Consider the following 26,510-nt stretch of genomic DNA (forward strand, 5'->3'; position numbering starts at 1 on the left):
TGGCGGGTTGAACAGGGTATGGACCGAGGTCATCTCAGGCCCCCAGCAGGCTTTGCCCGCAGACCCGCAGCACCTGACCGCTGACCGCGCCCGAGTCGGGCTGGGCGAGCCAGGCGACCGCCTCGGCGACGTCCTGGGGCAGGCCGCCCTGGCGCATCGCATTCATCCGCCGGCCGGCCTCGCGCACGGTCAGCGGCATGGCAGCGGTCATCTGGGTCTCGATAAAGCCCGGCGCCACCGCGTTGATGCTGATGCCGCGCTGTCCCAGGGCCGGCGCCCAGGCCTGGGCCAGACCGATCAACCCGGCCTTGCTGGCGGCGTAGTTGCATTGGCCGAAATTGCCGGCGATGCCGCTGACCGAGGCGATCAGCACCACCCGGCCATTGTCACGCAGGGTGCCGGCCTCCAGCAGCGCCGCGGTGAGCCGATGCGGGGCCTCAAGGTTGACCGCGAGCACCTGGTTCCACTGCGCCTCGCTCATCTTCGCCAGGGTCTTGTCGCGGGTCACGCCGGCGTTGTGCACGAGGATATCGACACCGTCCGGCAGTGCCCCGAGCAGTTGTTGAGGCGCCTCGGCGGCGCAGATGTCCAGGCCCAGGCTGCGCCCGCCAAAGCGTGCGGCCAGCGCGGCCAGGTCGTCTGCGGTATCCGGGACGTCGAGCAATAGCACCTGGGCGCCGTCGCGGGCCAGGGTCTCGGCGATGGCCGCGCCTATGCCGCGTGCGGCGCCGGTGACCAGGGCCTGCTTGCCGGCCAGGGGGCGGCTCCAGTCGTCGACCGCCGTGTCGCAGCGCGCCAGGCGCAAGACCTGGCCGCTGATATAAACGCTCTTGGGTGAAAGGAAGAAGCGCAACGCGCCTTCCAGGCGATCCTCGGCACCGGCGTCGACATAGAGCAACTGCACGCCGCCGCCGCCACGCACTTCCTTGGCCAGCGAGCGGCTGAAACCCTCCAGTGCGCACTGCACGCAGGCCGCCTGCGGCGCCTCGAGCGTCTCCGGCGGGCGAGCGAGAATCAGCAGTCGCGGGCAGGTCGCGAGGGCCTTGAGGGTCGGCTGGAAGAAGTCGCGCAGGGCGATCAGCTGCTCGAAGCGCGTCAGCTCGCCGGCATCGAATACCAGCGCCTTGAGCCTGGGGCCGTGCTCGGCGGTCCAGCGCGGCAGATCGTGCTGGCCTTCACGGTCGGCAAACAGCGCGTTGCTCAGCTTGTGCGCGCAGGCCCGCACGGCATCGGCGCGCGCGCCTGCGCCGCCGAGCAGCAGGGCACCGTCCACCGGTCGGGTGCGACCGGCCATCCAGCGCTCCAGCGGCACCGGCGCTGGCAGGCCGAGGGCACCGATCAAGCGTCGCCCGGCGGTGGAGTTGGCAAAGGCGAGGTAGCGGTCGGTCATGGGACTGCTCCAGCAACGGACCGCGGCGCGGTCATCATGATAGTGCAACCATAGGCTAGCCTGAGCTTCATTCCAGTCGTGCTCTGCGAGGTGTTGGTCATGACCCAGCTGCGCCGCGTCGCCATCGTCGGTGGCAACCGCATCCCCTTCGCCCGCGCCCAGAGCGCCTATGCCACCGCGAGCAACCAGCAGATGCTGACCTGCGCGCTGGAGGGGCTGGTCGAGCGCTTCAACCTGCACGGCGAGCGGTTGGGCGAGGTGGTGGCCGGCGCGGTACTCAAGCATGCGCGCGACTTCAACCTGACCCGCGAGTGCGTGCTCGGCTCGCGCCTGGCCGCCGAGACCCCGGCCTACGACCTGCAGCAGGCCTGCGGCACCGGCCTGGAGGCGGTGCTGCTGGTGGCCAACAAGATCGCTCTGGGGCAGATCGACTGTGGCGTCGCCGGCGGCGTCGACACCGCCTCGGATGTGCCCATCGCGGTCAGCGAGGGCCTGCGCAAGATCCTTCTGCAGGCCAATCGCGGCAAGAGCAGCGCCGACAAGCTCAAGAGCCTGCTGAAGATCCGCCCGCGCCACCTGGCGCCGGCCATTCCCCGTAACAGCGAGCCGCGCACCGGCCTGTCGATGGGCGAGCACTGCGAGCTGATGGCGCAGACCTGGCAGATCCCCCGCGACGAGCAGGATCGCCTGGCCGTGGCCAGCCACCAGAAGCTTGCGGCGGCCTATGCCGAAGGCTGGCACGACGACCTGATGACCCCGTTCCGCGAGCTCACCCGCGACCAGAACCTGCGCCCGGATATCGATCCAGAGAAGCTCGCCGGCCTCAAGCCCTGCTTCGAACGCGGCCCGCGCGGCACCCTGACCGCCGCCAACTCGACGCCGCTGACCGATGGCGCCTCGCTGGTGCTGCTGGCCAGCGAGGACTGGGCCAAGGCCCGGGGCCTGCCGGTGTTGGCCTACTTCAAGGATGGCGAAGCGGCGGCGGTGGACTTTGTCGGCGGGGCCGAGGGGCTGCTGATGGCCCCGGCCTATGCCGTGCCGCGGCTGCTGGCACGCAACGGCCTGGGCCTGCAGGATTTCGACTACTACGAGGTGCATGAGGCCTTCGCCGCCCAAGTGCTGTGCACCCTCAAGGCCTGGGAGGATGCCGAGTACTGCAAGACCCGTCTGGGGCTCGAGCAGCCGCTTGGCGCCATCGATCGCGCGCGGCTCAACGTCAAGGGCAGCTCGCTGGCCGCCGGGCATCCGTTCGCCGCCACCGGCGGACGCATCGTCGCCAACCTGGCCAAGCTGCTGGCGGTGGCGGGCCAGGGGCGCGGACTGATCTCGATCTGCGCCGCCGGCGGCCAGGGGGTGACGGCTATCCTGGAGCGCTGAAACCGCCCGGGGATGCGCAGGATGCAGTGGCGCGAAGTGATAGCCAAGGGCTTAGGTTTTTCGTAAGCGTTTAGCCGATGAGGCGAATGCGGATATCGCTGAGGCCCAGTTCATCGGCCCGGCGCTCCAGGCTGGAGCGCAGATTCTCCTCCCAGGGGGCGTCTTCCACCATGCGTAGCTCGCCGCTGTGCTTGTGCAGCAGGCGCAGGCGGACTTGGTCGAGGGTGGGTTCGACGAACTCGTCGAGGGTGAGGAAGTCGGGTTGACCGTTGATGCGATAGTCGATTTGGTAATGCTTCAGCTCATGCATGGCGGGTGCTCCCGAACGCTATGAAGTTCGGACAACCGAATCGGCTGAGATTTCCCCGCAGGATTCAGTGGCGGGAACCTGTCGGGCGCCGCGGCAACAGTGCAGCGGGTGTTTGCAGGCTGCCGCAATGGCGAGCGTTCATTTCGCCGCATCTCGGCCCGCCTCGGGTTCGGGCGTGTCGCTGCCGGTCCGTTCGCCAGCCAGCAACGCCGCCTTGCGCGCGAGTCCCCAGCGGTAGCCGCCCAGGTTGCCGTCGGCGCCGACCACCCGGTGACAGGGAATCAGCAGCCCCAGCGGATTGCTCGCGCAGGCCCGCGCCACCGCGCGCGGGTGGCTATCGATCGCCGCAGCCAGTTCGCCATAGCCGCGGGTCTCACCGAGTCGGATCTGCTGCAGGGCCTGCCACACGCGTTGCTGGTAGGCCGTGCCGCGCAGGTCCAGCGGCAGCCGGGCGGCGCGCTGTGGTTCGTGCAGCTGGTCGATGACCCGCCGCAGCCAGTCGCCCAGGCCGGCGTCATCGCGCCGCAGCTGAGCCGCGGCGAAGCGCTGGCGCAGCTGCTCCTCCAGGTCCTGCTCGCTGTCGCCGAACAGCAGGGCGCAAACGCCCCGGTCGCTGCTGGCCAGCAGCAACAACCCCAGCGGGCAGGTGCCGATGGTATAGCGCAGGCTCTCACCGGCGCCGCGCCGACGGCGGCGCGCCGGGCTCAGGGCGTCGCCTTGCTCGTAGAGCGCGCGGGTGCCGGAGTAGCCGGCGGCCAGCGCGGCGTCCAGCACCGAGTCGGCCTGCGGCAAGGCGGCCTCCAGTTCTACCCGGCGCCTGGCATCGACCCAGGCTTTCGGCGTCAGCCCGGTGCGCGCCTTGAAGGCGCGGGCCAGGTGCGAGGGCGACAGGCCGATGCGCGCGGCCAGCTGGGCCAGGGTCGGCGTGGGCTGCTGTTCGCTGAGCAGCCGGCAGGCGCTGGTGACCAGGGCATCCAGCTGCTCGGCGGGGCTGGCACCACGGGGCGAACAGCGCCGGCAGGGGCGGAAGCCGGCGGCCTCGGCGCTGGCCGCATCGGGGTGAAAGCTGACATTGGCGCGCCGTGGCCGCCGCGCCGGGCAGCTCGGCCGGCAATAGATGCCGGTGGTGCGCACGGCGAAGACGAACTGGTCGTCATAGGCAGCATCGCGGCTGCAGACGGCTTGCCAGCAGCGGTCGGGATCGAGCATGAGGCGGCTCCGCTAGGGCTATGGGTCGATTGTCGACCCTGGCGCCGCCTGCGCCAATCCGAAATGCGCTTTCAAATCGGTGGCCGACTCATTGCCAGTCGAGGGACAGGGCGTGCTGCCAGGCGAAACGCTCGAAGTGGCTGGCCACCACCTGCTGGAGCTTGGCCAGCTGTTCGGCGTCCACGGCCTCTACGCGCAGGCGCAGTCCCTCGGGGTCGGCGGCCAGCAGGGCCAGGCCGAAGGGGAATTGGATACGCCCCTGCAACTCGTCGAAGCTGACCGGGAGCTTGTGGGCGAAATGCCTGCACAGCCGGCCGATATAGCGCGCCGGCATGGCAGTGGCGACATGGGCGGTGGCGTTCATGGTCATGTGGCCTCCAGGGCGGGTGGGCTGTGCAGGCGCGAGGAGCCGCGCCTGCCGGGGATCAGTAGCCGACGGTAAAACGCTGGCGGATGTGCTGCGGCTGCTCCAGTTCGTCGATGATCGCCACCGCCAGGTCGGCCACGGAAATGCTCGCCGGCGCCGCGCCGTCCATCAGCAACTGGTCGCCGCCGAGGCGGAACTGGCCGCGGCGCTCGCCGGGTTGCAGCAGCGCCGGTGGGCTGATGAAGCTCCAGTCCAGTGTGCTCTCCTCGCGGATCAGATTGAGGGCCTGGCGCGCACCCTCGGCGCCTTCCTTGTATTCGGCGGGAAACTCCGGGGTGTCGATCAGCTGCAGGTCCGGGGCGACATACAGGCTGCCGGCGCCGCCGACCACCAGCAGGCGGCGGATGCCGGCCTGCCGGGTCGCGGCGTAGATGGCGCGGGTGCCCTGGATGAAGCGCTCGCGGATATCCGCCTGGCCCCAGCCGGGATTGAAGGCATGGATCACCGCGTCATGGCCCTCGAGGGTCCCGGCCAGGGCCTCGGCATCATAGGCATCGCCGGTCACCGCGGTCAGCGCCGGGTGCCGCGGCAGTTTCTCCGGCTGGCGAACGATTCCGCTGACCTGGTGGCCGCGGTTCAGGGCTTCTTGCAGAACGGCGGTGCCGACGAAGCCGCTGGCGCCGATCAGGGCGATTTTCATGGGTGTCTCCTTGGGTGGTTTTCGTTGAGACAGATAATCGCAGCTGGATAAATGTCGGAAAAATAGGCTAAAAACGCTTTGACTATTAAGCAGGGCTTATGAATGGAACAGCTCAAACGCATGGCCATCTTCGCCACCGTGGTCGAGCGCGGCTCCATGGTCGCCGCCGCCGAGGTGCTCGGCATGACGCCTTCGGCGGTCAGCCAGCAGATCCGCAAGCTGGAGGACAGCACCCAGGTCGGCCTGCTCCACCGCACCACCCGCAAGCTGACCCTGACCGAAGCCGGGGCCAGCTTCTACCGCAGCTGCGCCGAGGTGCTGGCGCTGGCCCAGCAGGCCGAGCAACGGCTGGCCGAGCTGCGCGATGCGCCGGTCGGCGAGCTGCGCATCGCGGCGCCGGTGGGTTTTGCCGGCGGACCGATCGGCACGGCCCTGGCCCCGCTGTTGCAGGCCCACAGCAGGCTGAGCCTGCAACTGTTCTTCGACGACGAACCGATCGACCTGGTCGAGCAACGCATCGACCTGGCGATCCGGGTCGGCAATCAGCCGGACTCCAGCCTGGTCGCCCGGCATATCGGCGACTCGCGCATGCTGTTGTGCGCGGCGTCGAGCTACCTGGCGCGGCGGGGGCCGATCGACCGGCCCGCCGACCTGGCCGGCCTCGACTGGCTGGCCCTGAACACCGACGCCCGCTTCAGCACCCTGGAACTGCAAGGCGCCGACGGTGCGCGGCAGACGCTGCGCATCGACAGCCGGATCGGCTGCAACAACCTGCTCGCTGTGCGTCAGTTCACCCTGGCGGGGATGGGCGTGTCGCAACAGCCGGCCCACGAGGTGCGCGAGGAACTGGCGGCGGGGCGCTTGCGCGAGCTGTTGCCGGGCTGGCGTCTGCCGGCACTGGGTATCTATCTGGTCACGGTGCGGCGCGAGGCGCAGCCGGCCAAGGTACGCTATGCCATCGAGGCGCTGCGCCAGCATCTGTTGAGCGATTGAGCGATTGAGCGGCAGCGGCCGGGTAATGGTCGGCCAAGGGTGGGCTGTGCCGCCCGATTGCCGTATAAGGGGCGGCACACGCGAATTGGGCAACACAGGACCCGCGATCAAAGCCGATGAAGACACCAAAACGTATTGAACCCCTGGTCGAGGATGGTCTGGTCGACGAGGTCATACGCCCGCTGATGAGTGGCAAGGAGGCCGCGGTGTTCGTGGTGCGCTGTGGCGACGAGTTGCGCTGCGCCAAGGTCTACAAGGAAGCCAACAAACGCGGCTTTCGCCAGGCCGTGGAATACCAGGAGGGCCGCAAGGTCCGCAACAGCCGCGATGCGCGGGCCATGGCCAGGGGCTCGAAGTACGGGCGCAAGGGCCAGGAGGACGCCTGGCAGAACGCCGAGGTGGCCGCCCTGTTCCGCCTGGCGGGTGCCGGGGTGCGGGTGCCCAAGCCCTACGACTTCCTCGAAGGCGTGCTGCTGATGGAGCTGGTCGGTGACGGCGAGGGCGGGGTCGCGCCGCGCCTGAACGACGTCGACCTGCACCCGGACGATGCCCGCGAGTTCCATGCCTTCATGATCCAGGAAGTGGTGAAGATGCTTTGCGTCGGCCTGGTCCACGGCGACCTGTCCGAGTTCAACGTGCTGCTCGGCCCCGAAGGCCCGGTGATCATCGACCTGCCCCAGGCGGTGGATGCGGCCGGCAACAACCATGCGTTCAAGATGCTCGAGCGTGACGTCGGCAACATGGCGGCCTACTTCGGCCAGTTCGCCCCGGAGCTGAAGTTCACCAAGTACGCCAAGGAGATGTGGGCGCTGTACGAGGCCGGTGAGCTGACCCCGGACAGCCAGCTGACCGGTGAATTCGACGACCCGGAAGAGGCCGCCGATATCGATGCGGTGATGCGCGAGATCAAGGCGGCGCTGGCCGAGGAGGCGCGGCGCGTGGCGCTGCTCAATGCCGAGGACGCCCCCGTGGGGGCGGAGCCGCCACCGCCCTGGGCGCAATAGCGCCAGCTTGGCTGCAGGTTAAGGCCCGCCCGTCGGGCGGGCTGCGCGTCATGCCGTCTAGAGTCGCGCGCTGCTGAAGGTGTCGCAGCGGCCAAGCTCTCCAGATCCGAAGCCGGCCTTGAACCAGCGCACCCGCTGCGCCGAGGTGCCGTGGGTGAAGGAGTCCGGCACCACCTGGCCGCGCGCCTGTTGCTGCAGACGGTCGTCACCGATGGCGTTGGCCGCGTTCAGCGCCTCCTCCAGATCGCCCGGCTCCAGCCAGTCGAGCCGGCGCTGGGCGTGATAGGCCCAGACCCCGGCCAGGCAGTCGGCCTGCAATTCCTGGCGCACCAACAGGCCGTTGTCACCCTCGAGTCGCTCGCCACGCTGGCGGGCCGCACTGACCTTGGCCGAGACGCCGAGCAGGGTCTGCACATGATGGCCGACCTCGTGGGCGATCACATAGGCCTGGGCGAAATCGCCGGCGGCTTCGAAGCGTCGTTCCAGTTCGCGAAAGAAGCCCAGGTCGAGGTAGACCCGCTGATCGCCCGGGCAGTAGAAGGGGCCGACGGCCGAATCGGCGAAGCCGCAGGCGGAGTTCACCGCGCCGCGGAACAGCACCAGGGTCGGGTCGCGGTACTGGCGGTTGGCGCCTTGGAAGATCTCCCGCCAGGTGTCTTCGGTGTCGCCGAGGATGGCGCGGACGAACTCCGACTGCGGGTCATTCGCCGGCGCCTGGCTGCCCTGTGACGGGACGAGCGCGCCGCTCTGGCCGGCCAGTTGGCCGAGGATCTGCAGGGGATCCTCGCCGAGCAGCAGGCCGACCGCCACCACGATGGCGATGCCGCCCAGGCTCAGGCCCCTGCCGCCGCCGAGGCGCCTGCCGCGCCTGCCACGCGCGTCCACCACATTGTCGCTACGTCGTGCCCGTTGCCAGCGCATTGTCCTGTTCTCCCTGATCGGCGTTCAGCAGTAGCCAGCCGCCCGTCTGGCGTTCAGCCGAGGCTGTCGCTTGCTACCAGCAATTCGCTCATGGCCAGCAATTGCACGCTGCCGCCGACCCTGACACTGCCATCGCTGTGTACGCAGACGTCGAGGCGGCTCGGGCGCCGGAGGAAGCGGCCCTGGCGCAGGGCGAACGACTGGTCCGGCTGTTCCAGGCCCTGGTCGACCAGGTAGGCGGCGACCGGGCCGGCGGCGCTGCCGGTGGCGATGTCTTCGACCACGCCGAGCGGGTCCCAGGTGCGGCCTTCGCGGGCGTCGACATCGAGCAGATAGACGAAGGCCGCGCCGCATCTGGTCAGTTCGGCATCCAGGTCCCTCTGCTGGCGCGCCCTGGCCAGGCCGGCCGCGGTGACCGGCAGCAGCAGATAGGGCAGCCCGGTGCTGACCACCCGGGCCGGGTAGCGGCTGTCGCGCTCGCTGGCGAAGGCCTCGCCGAACCCCAGGGCCTGCTCCTCGCTCAGCCGCTCACCGAACTGCGCCGGCCCCTGATCCATCTCGGCGTAGAAGCCGCGAGCCTGGCGCTGGGTGGTGACGCTCACCCGTTTCTCGCGCAGTTGCAGCTGCCAGCGCGCCTGGGATCCCGGGGCGTGCAAATGATGCAGCAGGGCGGCGGCGCCGAGGATCGGGTGGCCGGCGAAGGGCAGTTCTTCCTCGACCGTGAACACCCGCGCGTCGAAAGCCTCCGGGGCCTCGCCGGGCAGCAGGAAGATCGACTCGAACTGGCGCAGTTCCCGGGTCAGCGCCTGCATGCCGGCGGCGGACAGGCCCCGGGCATCGGGAAACACCGCCAGGCCGTTGCCGGCCAGGGGCTGCTCGGCAAATACATCGACTTGCCAGTAGTGCATGGATGCGCTCCTCTCAGTGAACCGTTAGTGGCGGGGTCTAGTTGGCCGGGTAGTCGGCCAGCACCTGCTCATCCCCCTGCGCGTCCAGACCAATGACCTGGTAGGCGTGGCGGCGGTTGCCCATCTCCATGCCCGGAGAACCGGCCGGCATGCCGGGCACGGCGGCGGCGCCGAGCAGGTCGGGGCGTTGGCGCAGCTGGAGGATGTCGGCAGCCGGCACATGGCCCTCGACGAACTGGCCATCGATCACCCCGGTGTGGCAGGAGGCCAGGCTCGGGGGCACGCCCAGGCGCTGCTTGAGCGCGCTCATGTCGCTCTCGACATGGTCGTTGACCCTGAAGCCGTTGGCCTGCAGATGGCCGATCCAGGCCTTGCAGCAGCCGCAGTTGGGGTCGCGGTAGACGTCGATGTCTATCGGCTCGGCGGCCTGGGCCAGGCCACAGATCAGTCCGGCGAGAAGCAGGGGCAGGCGCATCGGGCGGTCTCCTTGGTCGAGTAGGGGATGAGCATAACGCCCTCGCCCGGGTAGGCCCAAGGGCGGGTTGTTTCCAGATTGGCCGGTAGCGGCCTATGCTGGCCGGACTGGCGAAAGCGAAAGGAGCTGTCGATGGGTTTTGCGCGCATGATTCTGCTGATTCAACTGCTGGCGCTGGCGAGTCTGGGCCTGGCCTATTTCCTTCGCCCGCACGAGATGAGCAACCTCAGCGGCATGCTGTTGCTGGCGCCTGCCGCAGTGACCGAGGTGCGCGCCTACTACGGCGGCCTGCAGCTGGGCCTGGCGGCCTATATGCTGCTGGCGCTGCTGCGTCCGGAGCTGCTGCGGGGCGCCCTGACCCTGCTGGTGCTGCTCTACAGCGCCCTGGCCCTGGCGCGCATCGGCGGTCTGTGGCTGGACGGCGGCGCCCAGCAGACCTTCAACCTCGCCGCCCTGTTGCTCGAGGCGGTATCGGCCGGGCTGGCCTACTGGGCGCTGCGGGTGCTGGCGCGGTTGTAGCCCGGCGCCGGGCGACAGCCGCGCAAACAGGGTACATTGCCCACCGGCACGGTCAGCCGGCCGCCGCCGTTTCCCTGATGGACCAGAAAGGACAAGCAATGCTCGAGTTGGCCGCCGCTTTCATCTGCCTGACCACGCTGATGACCTACATCAGCTATCGCTTCACCAATCTCCCCCCGGCAATCGGCGTCATGGCCACCGCCCTGATCTTCTCGCTGCTATTGCAGGGCGTGACCCTGGCCGGCTACCCGGTACTCGAACAACAGGTGGGCGAGATGTTGCAGCGGATGCATTTCCAGAGCCTGCTGATGGACTGGATGCTGTCGTTCCTGCTGTTCGCCGGCGCCTTGCACGTCAAACTCGATGACCTGCACAGCTACAAGTGGCCGATCGGCTTGCTGGCGACCCTGGGCGTGCTGCTCTCCACCCTGATGATCGCCGGGCTGGCCTACTGGACCCTGGCGCTGTTCGGCTGGCAGGTGAACGGCCTGTACTGCCTGCTGTTCGGCGCCCTTATCTCGCCCACCGATCCGATCGCGGTGCTCGGCATCCTGCGCAGTGCCGGGGCGCCCAAACCGCTGGAAACCACCATCGTCGGCGAGTCGCTGTTCAACGATGGTGTCGCCGTGGTGGTGTTCACCGTATTGCTGACCGTGGCCCTGCAGGGGCAGGCTCCCTCGGCGCTGGGCGTCGCCGAACTGTTCGCCACCGAGGCCCTGGGCGGCATCGTCCTGGGCCTGTTGCTGGGCTATGGGGTGTACCTGATGATGCGCTCGATCGACCAGTACCAGGTCGAGGTCATGCTCTCGCTGGCGCTGGTCATCGGCGGTTCGGCGCTGGCGGCGGGGGCCCATGTCTCGGCGCCGATCGCCATGGTCGTGGCCGGCCTGATCATCGGCAACCTGGGGCGCCATCAGGGCATGTCCGAGCAGACCCGGCGCTACGTCGACAAGTTCTGGGAGCTGATCGACGAGATGCTCAACGCCTTCCTGTTCGCCCTGATGGGCCTGGAGATCCTGCTGCTGCCGTTCTCCTGGCTGCTGGTGGCCGCCGGCGTGCTGATGGGCCTGCTGGTGCTGGGCGCGCGGGTCGTGACCATCGCCCCGGCGGTGCTGTTGCTGCGCCGGCGCCCGAATGGTGTCGCGGCGATACCCAAGGGGGCGATCCGCATCCTCTCCTGGGGCGGGCTGCGCGGCGGCATCTCGGTGGCCCTGGCGCTGTCCCTGCCGGCCGGCGCCGAGCGCGACCTGCTGCTGAGCATCACCTACATCATCGTGCTCGGTTCGATCCTGATCCAGGGCCTGAGCATCGGCCCGCTGGTCAGGCGCATCTACCCCGCGGGTGGCCGGCAAGCGGCCGCCGATCACTGAGGCGCACGCGGCCCGGCGAGTGCTAGCGCCGCTCGAGCAACACGCCCGCTTCCATGTGGTGGGTGTAGGGGAACTGGTCGAACAGGGCGCAGCGCGTCACCTGGTGGCTGTCGTTGAGCTGGGCGATGTTGGCGGCCAGGGTCTCCGGGTTGCAGGAGATGTAGAGGATGCGCTCGAAGCGCCGGGTCAGCTCGCAGGTGTCCGGGTCCATGCCGGCGCGCGGCGGGTCGACGAACACGCTGCCGAAGTCGTAGCCCTTAAGGTCGACGTCGGCCAGGCGGCGGAACGGCCGCACCTCATTCAGCGCCTGGGTCAGTTCCTCGGCGGACAGGCGCACCAGGGTGACGTTATCCACGCCGTTGCCTTCCAGGTTGGCCAGGGCGGCATTGACCGAGCTCTTGCTGATCTCGGTGGCCAGCACCTTACGCACCCGGGTGGCCAGCGGCAGGGTGAAATTGCCGTTGCCGCAATACAGCTCCAGCAGGTCGTCGTCGCGTTCGCCCAAGACCTCGTAGGCCCAGCCGAGCATCTTCTGGCAGACCTCGCCATTGGGCTGGGTGAACGCGCCTTCCGGCTGGCGATAGCGGAAGCGGCGACCGGCCACCTGCAGCTCCTCCTCGACGTAGTCGCGGCCGATGACGATGCGCTTGCCCCGCGAGCGACCGACGATGCTCACACCCAGCTCGGCGGCGAGTTTTTCCGCCTCGGCGTGCCAGGCCTCATCCAGCGGGCGGTGGTAGCACAGGGTGATCAGCGCATCGCCGGCCAGGGTGGTGAGGAACTCGACCTGGAACAGCTTGAAGCTCAGCGCCTGGCTGGCCTGCCAGGCGGCCTTCAGGCGCGGCATCAACGCATTGATCCGCGCGCTGGCGATGGGGAAGTCGTCGAAGAAGATCGGCCTGTGCTTGTCGCCGGCCTCGAACATGGCGTAGTGGCGCTGCTCGCCCTCGCGCCACAGGCGGAACTCGGCGCGCAGGCGGTAATGCTCGCGCGGCGAGTCGAAGACTTCGGGGGCGGGGGCGGCGAAGGGCACCAGCAGCTCGATCAGGCGCTGTTGCTTGTCGGCGAGCTGGGCGGCGTAGGTGCTGGGATCGAACTGCGGACGGCTCATGGATCACTCGGGGTTCGGGGTGGCCGTAGCTCGGCCACCGGGGCAAGGGGCGGTGGCGGGCGGCTCAGGCGAACCAGCCCAGCTTGATCACGAACAGCACCGAGAGTATCACCAGCGCCGGGTTGAGTTCGCGCCAGCGGCCGGACAGCAGCTTGATGCCGGTCCAGGCGATGAAGCCGAAGGCGATGCCGTTGGCGATCGAGAAGGTCAGCGGCATGGCCAGGGCGGCCACCACCACCGGGGCGGCGACGGTCAGGTCGTCCCAGTCGATCTGCGCCAGGCTGCTCATCATCAGCACCGCGATGAACAGCAGCGCCGGGGCGGTGGCAAACGCCGGGATGGCGCCGGCCAGCGGGGCGAAGAACAGGCTGAGGAGGAACAGCAGGGCGACCACGCAGGCGGTCAGGCCGGTGCGGCCGCCGGCGGCGATGCCGGCCGCCGACTCGATGTAGCTGGTGGTGGTCGAGCTGCCGAGGGCGGCGCCGGCCATGGTCGCGGTGCTGTCGGCCAGCAGGGCGCGGCCGAGCTTGGGCATCTTGCCGTCCTTGTCCAGCAGGTCGGCCTTCTGCGCCACGCCGATCAGGGTGCCGGAGGTGTCGAACAGGTCGACGAACAGGAAGGCGAAGATCACGCTGAGCAGGCCGATGTCCAGGGCGCCGGCGATGTCCAGCTGGAGCAGGGTCGGCAGCAGCGAGGGCGGCATCGACACCACGCCGTCGATGCTCGACAGGCCCAGGGCCACCGACAGGCCGGTGATCAGCAGGATGCCGATCATCACCGCGCCGGTGACGCGGCGGTAGCTCAGGGCGGCGATGACGAAGAAGCCCAGGCAGGCCAGCAGCGCACCGCTCTGGTTCATGTCGCCGAGGCCGACCAGGGTGGCCGGGTGATCGACCACGATGCCGGCGTTCTTCAGCGCGATGATCGCCAGGAACAGGCCGATACCGGCGGCGATGCCGGCACGCAGGGCCATGGGGATGCTGTTGATGATCCACTCGCGGACCTTGAAGATCGACAGCAGGAAGAAGATCGCCCCGGAGAGGAACACCGCGCCCAGTGCCGCCTGCCAGGTATGGCCCATGGTCAGCACCACGGTGTAGGTGAAGAAGGCATTGAGGCCCATGCCCGGCGCCAGGGCGATCGGGTAGTTGGCCACCAGGCCCATGATCGCCGAGCCGATGGCCGCGGCCAGGCAGGTGGCGACGAACACCGCGCCCTTGTCCATGTCGGTCTCGGCGAGGATGCTGGGGTTGACGAAGAGGATGTAGGCCATGGTCAGGAAGGTGGTGAGACCGGCGAGGATCTCGGTGCGCACCGTGGTGTTGTGCGCATTGAGTTGGAATAGACGTTCCAGCATTCGGAGCTCCCCTGGCACCTGTCGCGCCGTGATTGGACCAACCGCAAGCAAAGCACAACCGCTGCACACCGGCGGTTTTTGCTGGCGATCCGGAAAAAGGCGCGCATCATATCAGCTAGGCTTTAAGCGGTGAATTTATGACCGGGCGGACAGTTTCGGTTCTCTCGCAACCAGGAGGTAAGCATGTCCCAGCGTGCCCTGATTACCGTCGCCGATGGCGTCGAAGACATCGAATGCGTGACCCTGATCGACGTGCTGCGCCGCGCCGAAATCGAGGTGGTGGTGGCCAGCATCGAGGGCCGGCGGATGATCACCTGCGCCCGCGGCACCCGCCTGACCGCCGACACCATGCTGGTGGACGTGCTGGCCCAGGAGTTCGACCTGATCGTGCTGCCCGGCGGCATGCCCGGTGCCCAGCGCCTGGCCGAGCACGAACCGCTGGCCGAGCGGGTGCGCGAACAGGCCAGGGCCGGCAAGTTCTACGCCGGCATCTGCGCGGCGCCGGCCCTGGCCCTGCAGCAGTTCGGCGTGCTCCGGCAGCGGCAGATGACCTGCTACCCGAGCTTCAGCGATCGCCTCAGTGGCTGCAGCTTCATCGACCAGCCGGTGGTGGTCGACGGCACCTGCATCACCAGCCAGGGGCCGGGCACTGCCCTGGCGTTCGCCCTGACCCTCGTCGAGCAGCTGTGCGGCAAGGGCACGCGCCAGCAGGTGGCCGAGGCCATGCTGGTGGCCTAGGTCCGTCTCTGTGTCGGCGCATCGCGCGGCGCTTCTGGCGCTCGCCGGCTGAGCAGGGACGACAGCTGGCTGTCCCGGCGCTCGATGAACAGGCGCAGGCGCTCGGCATAGTCCGCCGGCGCCGCCGCGCGTACCGAGGGGCGCTGGGCCAGGGCCCGGCGCCAGCGTTCGACCTTGTCCAGGCCGGCGAAGGTGGCGAAGTCCGCTATCTGTTCGAACACCAGCCAGTAGCGAAATACCGGGGCAAAGGCCGCGTCCACCAGGGAGAAGGCCGCCCCGGCGAACCAGGGGCCGTCGCCCAGTTCCTCCTCCAGTTGTTCGAAGCGCCGCCGCAGAGCCTGGTGCTGGGCCTTCAGCTGCGTCGCGTCGGCGGCGTTGTAGAAACGCGCGATGTCGTTGAGCAGGGCCGAGGCGAACTCGATCCAGGCGCGGTGGCGGGCGCGCTCGAAGGCATCGGCTGGATGCAGGCGCGGGGCCAGGGTCTCGTCGAGGTATTCGGCGATCACCGCCGACTCGAACAGCACGCCGCGTTCGGTGCGCAGCAAGGGCACCTTGGCCAGAGGCGAGAGGGCGAGAAACCAGGCGGGTTTGTCGTGCAGATCGACGTCGCGGCGGCCGAACTTCACGCCCTTCTCCGCGAGGACGATGGCCGCCCGTTGCACATAGGGGCACAGCGGGTGGCTGACCAGTTCCAGTGGGCTGTTCATGAGCGGGCTCCTTCGGCTTTCAGGGCCAGCGGGCCGTCGCCGAGCAGGACGTGGACCAATGACATGGCGGCGAGAAACAGCGGGTATTCCCAGCCGCCGTTGGGGTTGGAGAACACCCAGCCGTTGCCGGCATGGATCAGCAGCGCACCGATCAGGATCGGCAGCAGCGCCAGGGATACCCAGCGGCCGTACAGGCCGAGCAGGATCAGCAGGCCGCCGAGGCTTTCCGCGACGATCAGCGGCAGGGCCAGGGCGCTCGGCAGGCCTTGGCTTGTCAGCCAGGCGGCAAGACCGGCGATGCCGAAGGTGAACAGCTTGAGGAGCAGGCCATGGCTGATCCACATGGCGGCCAGGCCGGTGCGCAGCAGCAGGCGCGCGGCGGCGGGGTAGAGGGGCAAGTCGAAGTTGGGCATGAGCAGGTCTCCTGTAGGTTGGCCGCGATGGCGTTACCCAGGCTATGCCTTGCAAATACGCGGATAAATTCCCAATATCTGCACATTGTCTATGCGGATTTGCATTGATGGACTGGAGCGACCTGCAGTACTTCCTCGCCGTTGCCCAGGGCGGCTCGATCAGCCAGGCGGCGCGCGCCTTGCGGGTCAATCACAGCACCGTATTGCGCCGCCTGCAGCGGCTGGAGCAGCAGTTCGGCGTGGCGCTGTTCCAGCGCCTGCCCGGCGGCTACCAATTGACCTCGGCGGGCGAGGCGCTGGCCGGCCAGCTGGGCGGGGTGGGCGAGCAGATCGAGCGGGCCGGACGCCAGCTGCTGGGCCAGGACCTGCAGATTCGCGGCAGCATTCGCCTGACCTCCACCGACACCCTGTTCGCCAGCCTGCTGACGCCGCTGCTGGCCGAGTTCCGCCAGGCTCACCCGGGCGTGCAGCTGCAGCTGGTGACCAACAACAGCATGCTCAGCCTGACCCAGCGCGAGGCCGACATGGCGGTGCGCGGCACCAACCAGCCGCCGGAGAACCTGCTTGGCCGTTGCGTGGGGCGCATCCAGACCGCGCTCTATGCCTCGCCGGCCTACCTGGCCAGGCACCCGCAGTCGCTGCCGCTGGAGCAACACCAGTGGGTCGGCCTCGACGACAGTCTGGCCCATCTGGAGCAGGCGGCCTGGCTGCGGGCACGGGTGGCGGAGGCGCAGGTGGTGGCGCGCAGCGACAGCCTGGTGGGGATGGTCGAGTGCGTGCGCCTGGGCATGGGCGTCGGCCTGCTGCTCTGCCCGCTGGCCGACGCCCATGCCGAGCTGGTGCGCCTGGCCGATGCCGACCCGGCGCTGGATACCCAGGTCTGGGTGCTGACCCATCCCGATCTGCGCGCGGTGGCGCGGGTGCGTGCGCTCGGCGAGTTTCTCTATCGGCGGCTGAGCGTCGACCCGCGCCTGCAGCACTGAAAGCTCACGGCTGGCGCGCCAGCGGGGTCGCCTCGTCCGCCTCCTGCAGCCGGTCGCGCCGGGCCAGGGTCGGGAACAGCCTGATCCAGGCGCCGGTGACCAGCAGGGTGCCGACTCCGCCGAGGACCACCGCCGGCACCGTGCCGAACCAGTGGGCGGTGAGGCCCGACTCGAACTCGCCGAGCTGGTTGGAGGCGCCGATGAACAGGCCGTTGACCGCGCTGACCCGGCCGCGCATGGCGTCCGGCGTCTGCAGTTGGACGAAGGCGCCGCGGATCACCATGCTGATCATGTCCGCCGCGCCCAGCACCACCAGCGTCAGCAGGCTGAACCAGAAGCTGGTGGACAGGCCGAAGGCGATGGTCGCCACGCCGAACACCGCCACCGCGCTGAACATGATCCTGCCGACGTTGCGCTCGAGGGGGAAGCGCGCCAGCCAGAACGACATCAGCAGGGCGCCGACCGCCGGCGCCGAGCGTAGCAGGCCCAGGCCCCAGGGGCCGGTGAGCAGGATGTCCCTGGCGAACACCGGCAGCAGGGCGGTGGCGCCGCCGAGCAGCACGGCGAACAGGTCCAGCGAGATGGCGCCGAAGATGTCGCGCCGGCTGCGGATGTAGCGGATCCCGGCGAGCAGCGACTCGAGCGTGGCGCGCTCCTTGCGCAGCGGCTCCTGGCGCGCCGGCAGGCTCAGCATCAGGGCGCAGGCCAGGCCGTAGAGCAGGGCGGTTGGGGCGTAGACCCAGACGCTGCCGAAGGCGAAGAGCAGGCCGCCGAGGGCCGGCGCGGCGATGGTGGCGGTCTGCATGGCCGAGGACGAGGCGGCCACCGCCGCGGGAAACAGCGCCACCGGCACCAGGCTGGGCAGCAGTGCCTGGGTCGCCGGCATCTCGAAGGCGCGGGTGCTGCCCAGGAGGAAGGCCAGGACGAAGATCATCTCGCGGCTTACCTCGCCGCTGCCGCTGCCCAACACCAGGGCCAGGGCGATCAGCATCTGCCCGGCCTGGCACAGGGCGGCGACCCGTCGGCGGTCGTAGCGGTCGGCGACATGCCCGGTGTGCAGCATGAACAGCACCCGCGGGGCGAATTCGACCAGGCCGACCAGGCCCAGGTCGAGCACGTCGCCGGTCAGCTGGTAGAGGTGCCAGCCGATGGCCACGGTGAGCATCTGAAAGCCGCTGGCGGTGCACACCCGGGCCAGCCAGAAGGCGATGAAGGGGCGCTGGTGGCGCAGCAGCAGGGTGCCGTGGGTCGACATGGATTTAGTTAGCGAGCTACTGAATGGCTGCCAGCCTAGCATGCCTGGCGGGGCCGGCAAGGGGGCGCGCGACAAATAACCACAGCGGTGGGCGCAGGGCGCGGCGTTAGGCTGTAGGCGTTTATTGATCCGGATCAAGGCGGCTGCCGGGTTTGTCTGCTGCAGACGAACGGTAGCGCCGCTCCGGCCCCGGCAACCCGCGCGAGGATGTTGCATGTTTGGCTTAGAGGCGCTCGACCTGGCGCGTATCCAGTTCGCCTTCACCGTATCCTTCCATATCCTCTTCCCGGCCATCACCATCGGTCTGGCCAGCTACCTGGCCGTGCTCGAAGGCCTGTGGCTGAAGAGCGGCGAGGAGGTCTACCGCGACCTCTATCACTTCTGGTCGAAGATCTTCGCGGTCAACTTCGGCATGGGCGTGGTCTCCGGCCTGGTCATGGCCTATCAGTTCGGCACCAACTGGAGCGCCTTCTCCGACTTCGCCGGGGCGGTCACCGGACCCTTGCTGACCTACGAGGTGCTCACCGCGTTCTTCCTCGAGGCGGGCTTTCTCGGTGTCATGCTGTTCGGCTGGAATCGCGTCGGCCCGGGCCTGCACTTCTTCTCCACGCTGATGGTGGCGATCGGCACCCTGATCTCGACCTTCTGGATCCTCGCCTCCAACAGCTGGATGCACACCCCCCAGGGCTTCGAGATCGTCGACGGCCGGGTGATCCCGGTGGACTGGCTGGCGGTGATCTTCAACCCCTCCTTCCCCTACCGCTTGCTGCACATGGCCACCGCCGCCTTCCTCGCCACCGCCTTCTTCGTCGGCGCCTCGGCGGCCTGGCACCTGTTGCGTGGGCGCGACAACCCGGCGATCCGCAAGATGCTGTCGATGGCCATGTGGATGGCCCTGATAGTCGCGCCGGTGCAGGCCTTCATCGGCGACCTGCACGGCCTCAATACCCTGAACTACCAGCCGGCGAAGATCGCCGCCATGGAAGGCCACTGGGACAACGGCAGCGGCGAGCCGACCCCGCTGATCCTGTTCGGCTGGCCGGACATGGCGCGTGAGGAGACCCGCTTCAAGCTGGAGATTCCGGCGCTGGGCAGCCTGATCCTGACCCACAGCCTGGATAAGCAGGTGCCGGCGCTCAAGGAATTCGCGCCCGAGGACCGGCCCAACTCGACCCTGGTGTTCTGGACCTTCCGGGTGATGGTCGGCCTGGGGCTGCTGATGATCGCCACCGGCCTCTGGAGCCTGTGGCTGCGCCGCCACGGCGGGCTGTTCCGCAGCCGGGCGTTCCTCCATCTGGTGGTGTGGATGGGGCCGTCCGGGCTGATCGCCATCCTCGCCGGCTGGTTCACCACCGAGGTCGGCCGCCAGCCCTGGGTGGTGTATGGGCTGATGCGCACTGCCGACGCCGCCTCCGGCCATGGCCTGGCACAGATGAGCCTGACCCTGGCGCTGTTCGTGCTGGTGTACTTCTCGCTGTTCGGCGTCGGCTTCGGCTACATGATGCGCCTGGTGCGCAAGGGCCCGGTCACCGGCGAGGGCGAGGACGTGGTCGCCGGCGGCCCCGGCCAGCAGCACACGCCGTCGCGGCCGCTGTCGGCGGCCGAGGATGAGGATCAAGACGACCTGCAGGTCGAGAGGAGCTGAGCATGGGTATCGATCTTTCGCTGATCTGGGCGGTGATCATCGCCTTCGGGGTGATGATGTATGTGGTCATGGACGGCTTCGACCTGGGCATCGGCATTCTCTTTCCGCTGGTCAAGGCCGAGGGCGAGCGCGACGTGATGATGAACACGGTGGCGCCGGTGTGGGACGGCAACGAGACCTGGCTGGTGCTCGGCGGCGCCGCGCTGTTCGGCGCCTTCCCGCTGGCCTACGCGGTGGTCCTCGATGCCCTCTACCTGCCGCTGATCCTGATGCTGCTGGGGCTGATCTTCCGCGGCGTGGCCTTCGAGTTCCGTTTCAAGGCCAAGGCGGCCAAGCGGCACATCTGGGACAAGGCCTTTATCGGCGGTTCGTTGACCGCCACCTTCTTCCAGGGCGTGGCCCTGGGGGCCTATATCGATGGCTTCGAGGTGGTGAACCGCACCTACGCCGGCGGGCCGCTGGACTGGCTGACGCCCTTCTCGCTGTTCTGCGGCGCTGCGCTGATCGCCGCCTACGCCTTGCTCGGCTGCACCTGGCTGATCATGAAGACCGAAGGCCGCCTGCAGCAGCAGATGCACGACCTGGCCCGTCCCCTGGTGTTCGTCCTGCTGGCGGTGACCGGGGTGGTCAGCCTGTGGACGCCGCTGGCCCATGCAGAAATTGCACAACGCTGGTTCAGCCTGCCCAACCTGTTCTGGTTTATGCCGGTGCCCGTGCTGGTTCTGGTCTGTACCTGGGCGCTGCTGCGGGCGGTGGCGAGCAACGCCCACTATTCGCCCTTCCTGCTCACCCTGACCCTGATCTTCCTCGGTTACAGCGGCTTAGGGATAAGCCTCTGGCCGCACATCGTCCCGCCGGCGGTGAGCATTTGGGACGCGGCCGCGCCGCCGCAGAGCCAGGGCTTCATCCTGGTCGGCGCGCTGTTCATCATCCCCTTCATCCTGATGTACACCGCCTGGAGCTACTACGTGTTCCGCGGCAAGGTGCGGGTGGAAGATGGCTATCACTGAGGGCAGGACCATGTGCGAGACGGTCGGGAAGAAACCGCTGTGGCAGCGCCTGGGCTGGCTGGCGCTGATCTGGGCCGCCAGCGTGCTGGCTCTCGGTCTGGTGGCCGGGTCGCTGCGCCTGTTTATGAGCGCCGCCGGCCTGAGCACGCCGTAGGGTGGATGTCGCCTTTTACATCCGCCGGCCCCGCTCGGAGGAAAATGCCGCGCGGCCATTCACGGGGTGGCCATCCACCCTACGGTCCCCCCGTGTGCCACGGCGCTACTTGATTGCCTTGAGCACCACGAACTTGGGCGTGGCCGCCACCTGTTCAACGCCGCGGAACAGGCGTTTGAGCTTGGCGTGATAGCCCAGGTGGCGGTTGCCGACTATCCACAGCTCGCCGCCCTTGACCAAGGCCGTGCGGGCCTGCTGGAACATGCGCCAGGCGAGGAAGTCGCCGACCACCTGCTGCTGGTGGAACGGCGGATTGCACAGCACCAGATCCAGCGAGTCGGCCGGCTGCTCGGCCAGACCGTCGCCGGCGCGGATATCCACCGGGCGCTCGCCGAGGGCCGCTCGCCAGTTCTCCCGGGCCGACTGCACCGCCATATAGGATTCGTCCACCAGGGTCAGTTCGGCCAGCGGGCTGCCCAGCGCATAGGCGATGCCGAGCACGCCGTTGCCGCAGCCGAGGTCGGCCACGCGAATCCGCCCCAAGTGTTTGGGTAGGTGCGGCAGGAAGGCGCGGGTGCCGATGTCCAGGCCTTCGCGGCAGAACACATTGGCGTGGTTGACCAGCTCCAGCGGCGGTTGCTCCAGGCGGTAGCGACTCGGGTAGGGCGAGGCGGGCGCGGCCTTCTGCTCGGGCGTGGCCAGCAGCAGGCGGGCCTTCTTCACCGCCAGCGAGGCCTGCACCGGGCCGATGTATTGCTCCAGCAGGTCGCCGGCGGCGCGCGGCAGATGCTTGACCATGGCCGCCGCGACTACCCGGGCGCCCGGCGCCAGCTGGCCGTGCAGGCGGATCAGCTGTTCCTCCAGCAGGGCCAGGGTCTTGGGGATGCGGATCAGCACCCAGTCGAAGGGACCCACTGGCGTCTCGCTGGCCGGGACAAAGCGCACCGACTCGGCGGCCAGGTGGTTGCGCGCCAGATTGACCTCCAGGCCGAGGTGGCCCAGGTGCGAGTCGCCGCTGCTTGTGACCCGGGCGTGGCCGGCCAGGCTGGCGGCCAGGGCGCCAAAACTGTCGTTGAGCACCAACACCCGCTCGGAGCTCGCCAGGCCCTGCTCGTGCAGGTGCGCGAGCAGATACTCGTCGGCCGCGTCGAAGGCCTGCAGCGGCTCGGCCTGCTGTTCGGGTTGGCGGATCAGGTCGAGCTGGGCAAAGGGCGTAACGAATATAGGCATATAGACTGCTGGTGTTTGTCGGGGACGGATTGCGCGACACTGCTAGTGAGCCGGCAAGCGATGGGAGCGAAGTATGACCGTCAGCGAAGAGAAGTTCACCCGCCAGACCCTGAGCGATGTGCGCGTCTGGTCGCCGAGCCTGTTCAGCCTGCGCTGTTCGCGCGATCCGGGCTTTCGCTTTCGCGCCGGGCAGTTCGCCCGACTCGGTGTGCAGAAGGCCGATGGTTCGCTGGTCTGGCGCGCCTATTCGATGGTCTCGGCGCCGCACGACGATTTTCTCGAGTTCTTTTCCATCGTCGTGCCGGGTGGCGAGTTCACCTCCGAACTGAGCCGGCTCAAGGCCGGCGACCAGCTGCTGGTGGACAAGCAGGCATTCGGCTTTCTCACCCTCGACCGCTTCGCCGACGGCCGCGACCTCTGGCTGCTGGCCAGCGGCACCGGCCTGGCGCCCTTCCTGTCGATCCTCCAGGACTTCGAGGCCTGGCAGCGCTTCGAGCGCATCGTGCTGGTCTACAGCGCCCGCACGGCCGCCGATCTGGCCTACCAGACGATGATTCATGGCTTTGCCAGCCTGGAGCATCTGGCCGACTATGCCGACCGGCTGACCTACCTGCCGCTGGTCACCCGCGAGCAAGCGCCGGGTTGCCTGCACGGCCGTATCACCAGCCTGTTGACCAGTGGCGAGCTGGAGGGGGCTGCCGGGCTGTGCCTGAGTCCCGAGCACTCGCGGCTGATGCTCTGCGGCAATCCGCAGATGATCGACGACACCCGTGCGCTGCTCAAACAGCGCGGCCTGCAATTGAGCCTGACCCGCCGGCCGGGGCAGGTGGCGGTGGAGAACTACTGGTAAGTAGGATGGCGCTGCCAATGGCGCCTGGCAGCGCCATCTCTGCTGCAGCCGATCGCTCAGCCCTGGTCCTGCCGGGCCTTGAGCAGGTCGCGGATCTCGCCGAGCAGTTCTTCTTCCCTGGTCGGCGCCGGCGGTGCGGCTGGCGCCGGCGCCTGCGCCTCCTCGCGCTTGAGCCGGTTGATCAGCTTGACGGCCATGAAGATGGCAAAGGCGACGATGGTGAAGTCGATGAGGGTCTGGATGAACTTGCCGTAGGCCAGGGTCACCGCCGGTGCATCGCCTTCGGCGGCCTTGAGCACGATGGCCAGGTCGGAGAAGTCGACCCCGCCGATCAGCAGGCCCAGCGGCGGCATCACCAGATCGCCGACGAAGGACGAGACGATCTTGCCGAAGGCGGCGCCGATGATGATGCCCACGGCCATGTCGACCACGTTGCCCTTGACGGCGAAGGCCTTGAATTCGCTGAAGACGCCCATGCAATCACTCCCTGAACTAGAAGGTCTGCAGAGTGTAATGCAGTGCGTCGAACTTGCCAGGCGTGCGCTCGGAGAGCTTGGAACCTCAGTAGGGAAAGCGTATCTCGGGAAGGGTCTCGAAACCCGGCTTGGCGAACAGGTAACCCTGAAACAGTTCCACCCCCAGGCCGCGCAGCACTTCGAGCTCGCCAGTGGTCTCGATGCCTTCGGCGATCACCCGGATATTCAGCTTGCGGCACATCTGCAGGGTTGCCTCGACCAGGACCTGCCGCACATTGTCTTGGTCGATGCCGCGGATCAGTGCCATGTCCAGTTTGATCAGGTCGGGCTGAAAGTCGGCCAGCAGGTTGAGGCCGGCGTAGCCAGCGCCGAAGTCGTCGATGGCAGTCATGAACCCCTGCTTGCGGTAGGCCCTGAGAATGGTGGTGAGGTGGCCGATATCCAGCACCTGCTCCTGCTCGGTGACCTCGAAGATGATCCGTTCGAGGGGGAAATTGCAGCGTCGTGCCGCCTCCAGGGTGGCGCGGATACAGGTTTCCGCGCGGTACACGGCGTTCGGCATGAAGTTGATCGAAACCATGGCCGGCACGCTCAGCTTTGCCGCCCATTCCACTGCCTTGATCCGACAGCTCTGGTCGAAGGCATAGCGGTTGTCGGCATTGACCCGGGCCAGCAGGCTGCCGGCCGACTCGCCCGTGGCGCCCCGCACCAAGGCCTCGTGGGCGAATACTTCCTGTTTGGCCAGGTCGAGAATCGGCTGGAACGCCATGGTGATGGGGAACTCCAGCTTTTCCCCAGTCAGGCAGGCGGAGCAGCCCGAAGATGTATTCATGCGCATTATCTCGTGTGGGTCCTGCCAGCCATGCTAAGCAAAAAACCTCGCGCGCGCCCTGCAAGTTCGCCAGTAGTCTAGGATTTCGGTGTGAAGCATCGGGCTGAACTAGTCTGATACATACCTTCGGAGGGCGTCGCCATGCCATTGCAATATCATCCGCTCAGCCGTGAGTTCCCGCAGTATGAAGACCAGCTACGGGCCTTGCTCCAGGCCGACAGCCACTTCGCCCGGATGGCCGAGGAGTATCAGGAGCTGGACAAGCGCATCTACGAGGCCGAGGACGGTCGAGTCGCCATGGACGAGATGGTGCTGCAGGGGCTGAAGATGCAGCGGGTGACCCTCAAGGACGAGATTGCGGAGCTGCTCAGCAACCAGGCCAAGAGTTGATTCGGTTGACCCGGATCAAGGGCGCCTTGTCGTCGCCGGCCTAAGCTGCGGGCATTCTTGAACAGGAGTGCCAGCATGCATATCGAACACCACCCCTTGGTCCATGACTTCCCCGAACTGCGTGCCGAGCTGCATGCCCTGCGTCAATCCGATCCGGCGTTCGCGCGCCTGGCCGAGGAATACGAGGCGCTCGACAAGCGCATCTGCCGGGTGGAGGACGGCGTCGAGGTGCTGGCCGACGATGCCCTGAGCGCCCTGAAGCAGCAGCGCGTCGAACTCAAGGATCGGGTGGCCAGCAGGCTAAAGCCGGCAACCACCTGCTGTGGATGCTGCCAGGGCTGATTCGGCCGCCGAAGAACTGAGCGAAAAGGCTATGATGCGGGCTTTCGTCTGACGGAGTCCGCTCGATGGCCAAGGCCAAGCGCATGTACGGCTGCACCGAGTGCGGCGCCACCTTTCCCAAATGGGCCGGCCAGTGCGGCGAATGCGGCGCCTGGAACACCCTGGTCGAGACCCTGCTCGAAGCCAATGCGAGCACGCCCAGCGGTCGCACCGGCTGGGCCGGCCAGCAGGCGCAGATCAAGACCCTGGCCGAGGTCAGCGTCGAGGAAATGCCACGCTTCTCCACCGCCTCGGGCGAACTGGACCGGGTCCTCGGCGGCGGCCTGGTCGATGGCTCGGTGGTGCTGATTGGCGGCGATCCGGGCATCGGCAAGTCGACCATCCTGCTGCAGACCCTGTGCAACATCGCCACGCGCTTTCCGGCGCTGTACGTCACCGGCGAGGAATCGCAGCAGCAGGTGGCCATGCGCGCCCGTCGCCTGGGCCTGCCGGAAGACCGCCTGAAGGTCATGACCGAGACCAATATCGAGGCGATCATCGCCACCGCGCGGCTGGAAAAGCCCAAGGTGATGGTGATCGACTCGATCCAGACCATCTTCACCGAGCAATTGCAGTCGGCCCCCGGTGGCGTGGCCCAGGTGCGCGAGAGTGCGGCGCTGCTGGTGCGCTTCGCCAAGCAGAGCGGCACGGCGATCTTCCTGGTCGGCCATGTGACCAAGGAAGGCGCCCTGGCCGGGCCACGGGTGCTCGAGCACATGGTCGACACCGTGCTGTATTTCGAGGGCGAGTCCGATGGCCGTCTGCGCCTGCTGCGCGCGGTGAAGAACCGCTTCGGCGCGATCAACGAACTGGGCGTGTTCGGCATGACCGACAAGGGGCTCAAGGAAGTCACCAACCCCTCGGCGATCTTCCTCACCCGCGCCCAGGAGGAGGTGCCGGGCAGCGTGGTCATGGCCACCTGGGAAGGCACCCGGCCGATGCTGGTGGAGGTGCAGGCGCTGGTCGACACCAGCCACCTGGGCAATCCGCGCCGCGTCACCCTGGGCCTGGACCAGAACCGCCTGGCCATGCTGCTGGCCGTCCTGCACCGCCACGGCGGCATCCCCACCTATGACCAGGACGTGTTCCTCAACGTGGTCGGCGGGGTCAAGGTGCTGGAAACCGCCTCCGACCTGGCGCTGATGGCGGCGGTGATCTCCAGTCTGCGCAACCGGCCGCTGGCCAACGACCTGCTGGTGTTCGGCGAGGTCGGCCTGTCTGGCGAGATCCGCCCGGTGCCGAGTGGCCAGGAGCGCCTGAAGGAGGCGGCCAAACACGGTTTCAGGCGCGCCATCGTGCCCAGGGGCAATGCGCCCAAGGAGGCGCCGGCGGGACTGCAGGTGATCGCCGTGACCCGCCTGGAGCAGGCGCTGGATGCGCTGTTCGACTAGTCAGGTCGGCGCCTTGAGCACGAAAAAGGGCGCCCTCGGGCGCC

At 68.1% G+C, this 26,510-nt stretch carries 30 protein-coding genes; 14 read left to right on the forward strand and 16 right to left on the reverse strand.

Going from position 1 to position 26,510, the window contains the following annotated elements:
- Positions 1 to 34: 34 nt before the first annotated feature.
- Positions 35 to 1,390, reverse strand: coding sequence for a 3-oxoacyl-ACP reductase (locus AB5S05_RS05890; protein ID WP_369286561.1), 1,356 nt, complete (start codon positions 1,388 to 1,390; stop codon positions 35 to 37).
- Between the two features lie 99 nt (positions 1,391 to 1,489).
- Here AB5S05_RS05890 and AB5S05_RS05895 point away from each other — a divergent pair, with 99 nt between their 5' ends.
- The gene (locus AB5S05_RS05895; protein ID WP_369286562.1) at positions 1,490 to 2,767 is read left to right on the forward strand and encodes an acetyl-CoA C-acetyltransferase; all 1,278 of its coding nucleotides are present in this window, start codon (positions 1,490 to 1,492) and stop codon (positions 2,765 to 2,767) included.
- Between the two features lie 70 nt (positions 2,768 to 2,837).
- Here the strand turns inward: AB5S05_RS05895 and AB5S05_RS05900 are convergent, their stop codons facing one another.
- The 4 genes from AB5S05_RS05900 to AB5S05_RS05915 all read right to left on the reverse strand — a co-directional run bounded on the left by AB5S05_RS05900 (position 2,838) and on the right by AB5S05_RS05915 (position 5,353).
- On the reverse strand, positions 2,838 to 3,077 hold the full coding sequence (locus AB5S05_RS05900) for a hypothetical protein (RefSeq protein WP_369286563.1): 240 nt from the start codon (positions 3,075 to 3,077) through the stop codon (positions 2,838 to 2,840).
- Between the two features lie 138 nt (positions 3,078 to 3,215).
- Positions 3,216 to 4,286 carry a bifunctional DNA-binding transcriptional regulator/O6-methylguanine-DNA methyltransferase Ada gene (gene ada / locus AB5S05_RS05905; protein WP_369286564.1) on the reverse strand — a complete coding sequence of 357 codons (1,071 nt, stop codon included), beginning with the start codon at positions 4,284 to 4,286 and terminating at the stop codon, positions 3,216 to 3,218.
- An 88-nt stretch (positions 4,287 to 4,374) separates the two neighbouring features.
- Positions 4,375 to 4,656, reverse strand: coding sequence for a DUF2218 domain-containing protein (locus tag AB5S05_RS05910; RefSeq protein ID WP_369286565.1), 282 nt, complete (start codon positions 4,654 to 4,656; stop codon positions 4,375 to 4,377).
- A gap of 55 nt (positions 4,657 to 4,711) precedes the next feature.
- The gene (locus AB5S05_RS05915; RefSeq protein ID WP_369286566.1) at positions 4,712 to 5,353 is read right to left on the reverse strand and encodes an NAD(P)-dependent oxidoreductase; all 642 of its coding nucleotides are present in this window, start codon (positions 5,351 to 5,353) and stop codon (positions 4,712 to 4,714) included.
- 102 nt (positions 5,354 to 5,455) lie between these two features.
- Here AB5S05_RS05915 and AB5S05_RS05920 point away from each other — a divergent pair, with 102 nt between their 5' ends.
- A complete protein-coding gene (locus tag AB5S05_RS05920; protein WP_369286567.1) occupies positions 5,456 to 6,346 on the forward strand; it encodes a LysR family transcriptional regulator in 891 nt (296 codons plus the stop codon).
- Positions 6,347 to 6,462: 116 nt separating this feature from the next.
- Positions 6,463 to 7,350 carry a PA4780 family RIO1-like protein kinase gene (locus tag AB5S05_RS05925; protein ID WP_369286568.1) on the forward strand — a complete coding sequence of 296 codons (888 nt, stop codon included), beginning with the start codon at positions 6,463 to 6,465 and terminating at the stop codon, positions 7,348 to 7,350.
- A gap of 57 nt (positions 7,351 to 7,407) precedes the next feature.
- Here AB5S05_RS05925 and ypfJ read toward each other — a convergent pair whose 3' ends face one another.
- The 3 genes from ypfJ to AB5S05_RS05940 are packed head-to-tail and all read right to left on the reverse strand — an operon-like array spanning position 7,408 to position 9,654.
- Entirely contained in the window at positions 7,408 to 8,271 is an 864-nt protein-coding gene (ypfJ, locus tag AB5S05_RS05930) for a KPN_02809 family neutral zinc metallopeptidase (RefSeq protein WP_369286569.1), read from the reverse strand.
- A 53-nt stretch (positions 8,272 to 8,324) separates the two neighbouring features.
- The gene (locus AB5S05_RS05935) at positions 8,325 to 9,179 is read right to left on the reverse strand and encodes a PhzF family phenazine biosynthesis protein (RefSeq protein ID WP_369286570.1); all 855 of its coding nucleotides are present in this window, start codon (positions 9,177 to 9,179) and stop codon (positions 8,325 to 8,327) included.
- 37 nt (positions 9,180 to 9,216) lie between these two features.
- Complete coding sequence (locus tag AB5S05_RS05940) at positions 9,217 to 9,654, reverse strand: DUF411 domain-containing protein (protein ID WP_369286571.1); 438 nt, start codon at positions 9,652 to 9,654, stop codon at positions 9,217 to 9,219.
- A gap of 132 nt (positions 9,655 to 9,786) precedes the next feature.
- Here AB5S05_RS05940 and AB5S05_RS05945 point away from each other — a divergent pair, with 132 nt between their 5' ends.
- On the forward strand, positions 9,787 to 10,173 hold the full coding sequence (locus tag AB5S05_RS05945) for a DUF4345 family protein (RefSeq protein WP_369286572.1): 387 nt from the start codon (positions 9,787 to 9,789) through the stop codon (positions 10,171 to 10,173).
- Between the two features lie 98 nt (positions 10,174 to 10,271).
- Entirely contained in the window at positions 10,272 to 11,543 is a 1,272-nt protein-coding gene (locus AB5S05_RS05950) for a cation:proton antiporter (RefSeq protein ID WP_369286573.1), read from the forward strand.
- A gap of 22 nt (positions 11,544 to 11,565) precedes the next feature.
- Here the strand turns inward: AB5S05_RS05950 and trmA are convergent, their stop codons facing one another.
- Together trmA and AB5S05_RS05960 are read right to left on the reverse strand one after the other, a co-directional pair.
- On the reverse strand, positions 11,566 to 12,654 hold the full coding sequence (gene trmA / locus AB5S05_RS05955; protein WP_369286574.1) for a tRNA (uridine(54)-C5)-methyltransferase TrmA: 1,089 nt from the start codon (positions 12,652 to 12,654) through the stop codon (positions 11,566 to 11,568).
- A 64-nt stretch (positions 12,655 to 12,718) separates the two neighbouring features.
- Positions 12,719 to 14,011, reverse strand: coding sequence for an NCS2 family permease (locus AB5S05_RS05960; protein ID WP_369286575.1), 1,293 nt, complete (start codon positions 14,009 to 14,011; stop codon positions 12,719 to 12,721).
- A 183-nt stretch (positions 14,012 to 14,194) separates the two neighbouring features.
- Here AB5S05_RS05960 and AB5S05_RS05965 point away from each other — a divergent pair, with 183 nt between their 5' ends.
- Complete coding sequence (locus AB5S05_RS05965; protein ID WP_369286576.1) at positions 14,195 to 14,749, forward strand: DJ-1 family glyoxalase III; 555 nt, start codon at positions 14,195 to 14,197, stop codon at positions 14,747 to 14,749.
- Here AB5S05_RS05965 and AB5S05_RS05970 read toward each other — a convergent pair.
- Entirely contained in the window at positions 14,746 to 15,456 is a 711-nt protein-coding gene (locus AB5S05_RS05970) for a glutathione S-transferase family protein (RefSeq protein ID WP_369286577.1), read from the reverse strand. The genes AB5S05_RS05965 and AB5S05_RS05970 overlap by 4 nt on opposite strands.
- Positions 15,453 to 15,869 (reverse strand): DoxX family protein, encoded by a 417-nt coding sequence (locus AB5S05_RS05975; protein WP_369286578.1) that lies wholly within the window; start codon positions 15,867 to 15,869, stop codon positions 15,453 to 15,455. The genes AB5S05_RS05970 and AB5S05_RS05975 overlap by 4 nt, the downstream gene beginning before the upstream one ends.
- A gap of 107 nt (positions 15,870 to 15,976) precedes the next feature.
- Here AB5S05_RS05975 and AB5S05_RS05980 point away from each other — a divergent pair, with 107 nt between their 5' ends.
- The gene (locus AB5S05_RS05980; protein ID WP_369286579.1) at positions 15,977 to 16,852 is read left to right on the forward strand and encodes a LysR family transcriptional regulator; all 876 of its coding nucleotides are present in this window, start codon (positions 15,977 to 15,979) and stop codon (positions 16,850 to 16,852) included.
- A 4-nt stretch (positions 16,853 to 16,856) separates the two neighbouring features.
- Here the strand turns inward: AB5S05_RS05980 and AB5S05_RS05985 are convergent, their stop codons facing one another.
- A complete protein-coding gene (locus tag AB5S05_RS05985) occupies positions 16,857 to 18,107 on the reverse strand; it encodes an MFS transporter (RefSeq protein WP_369286580.1) in 1,251 nt (416 codons plus the stop codon).
- A gap of 214 nt (positions 18,108 to 18,321) precedes the next feature.
- Here AB5S05_RS05985 and AB5S05_RS05990 point away from each other — a divergent pair, with 214 nt between their 5' ends.
- The 3 genes from AB5S05_RS05990 to AB5S05_RS06000 are packed head-to-tail and all read left to right on the forward strand — an operon-like array spanning position 18,322 to position 20,916.
- Positions 18,322 to 19,752, forward strand: coding sequence for a cytochrome ubiquinol oxidase subunit I (locus AB5S05_RS05990; RefSeq protein WP_369286581.1), 1,431 nt, complete (start codon positions 18,322 to 18,324; stop codon positions 19,750 to 19,752).
- A gap of 2 nt (positions 19,753 to 19,754) precedes the next feature.
- Positions 19,755 to 20,762, forward strand: coding sequence for a cytochrome d ubiquinol oxidase subunit II (gene cydB / locus AB5S05_RS05995; protein WP_369286582.1), 1,008 nt, complete (start codon positions 19,755 to 19,757; stop codon positions 20,760 to 20,762).
- A 10-nt stretch (positions 20,763 to 20,772) separates the two neighbouring features.
- Complete coding sequence (locus tag AB5S05_RS06000; RefSeq protein WP_438943551.1) at positions 20,773 to 20,916, forward strand: DUF2474 domain-containing protein; 144 nt, start codon at positions 20,773 to 20,775, stop codon at positions 20,914 to 20,916.
- 105 nt (positions 20,917 to 21,021) lie between these two features.
- On the opposite strand, the gene AB5S05_RS06005 is transcribed toward AB5S05_RS06000, so the two are convergent.
- On the reverse strand, positions 21,022 to 22,146 hold the full coding sequence (locus AB5S05_RS06005; protein WP_369286584.1) for a methyltransferase: 1,125 nt from the start codon (positions 22,144 to 22,146) through the stop codon (positions 21,022 to 21,024).
- A gap of 73 nt (positions 22,147 to 22,219) precedes the next feature.
- On the opposite strand from AB5S05_RS06005, the gene AB5S05_RS06010 reads away from it, so the two are divergent.
- Positions 22,220 to 22,996, forward strand: a complete 777-nt coding sequence (locus tag AB5S05_RS06010) for a ferredoxin--NADP reductase (protein WP_369286585.1) — start codon at positions 22,220 to 22,222, stop codon at positions 22,994 to 22,996.
- Positions 22,997 to 23,052: 56 nt separating this feature from the next.
- On the opposite strand, the gene mscL is transcribed toward AB5S05_RS06010, so the two are convergent.
- Positions 23,053 to 23,472: a large-conductance mechanosensitive channel protein MscL gene (gene mscL / locus AB5S05_RS06015; protein ID WP_369286586.1), complete on the reverse strand. Its 420-nt coding sequence runs from the start codon at positions 23,470 to 23,472 to the stop codon at positions 23,053 to 23,055.
- Positions 23,473 to 23,557: 85 nt separating this feature from the next.
- The gene (locus tag AB5S05_RS06020) at positions 23,558 to 24,304 is read right to left on the reverse strand and encodes an EAL domain-containing protein (protein WP_369286587.1); all 747 of its coding nucleotides are present in this window, start codon (positions 24,302 to 24,304) and stop codon (positions 23,558 to 23,560) included.
- 141 nt (positions 24,305 to 24,445) lie between these two features.
- Here AB5S05_RS06020 and AB5S05_RS06025 point away from each other — a divergent pair, with 141 nt between their 5' ends.
- The 3 genes from AB5S05_RS06025 (at position 24,446) to radA (ending at position 26,466) form a co-directional block, all read left to right on the forward strand.
- Positions 24,446 to 24,694, forward strand: coding sequence for an HP1242/YdcH family protein (locus AB5S05_RS06025; RefSeq protein WP_369286588.1), 249 nt, complete (start codon positions 24,446 to 24,448; stop codon positions 24,692 to 24,694).
- Between the two features lie 75 nt (positions 24,695 to 24,769).
- Positions 24,770 to 25,036, forward strand: a complete 267-nt coding sequence (locus AB5S05_RS06030; RefSeq protein WP_369286589.1) for an HP1242/YdcH family protein — start codon at positions 24,770 to 24,772, stop codon at positions 25,034 to 25,036.
- 65 nt (positions 25,037 to 25,101) lie between these two features.
- Entirely contained in the window at positions 25,102 to 26,466 is a 1,365-nt protein-coding gene (gene radA, locus AB5S05_RS06035; RefSeq protein WP_369286590.1) for a DNA repair protein RadA, read from the forward strand.
- Positions 26,467 to 26,510 lie beyond the last annotated feature (44 nt).

This window comes from Pseudomonas zhanjiangensis (genome assembly GCF_041027545.1).
GTDB lineage: Bacteria > Pseudomonadota > Gammaproteobacteria > Pseudomonadales > Pseudomonadaceae > Aquipseudomonas > Aquipseudomonas zhanjiangensis.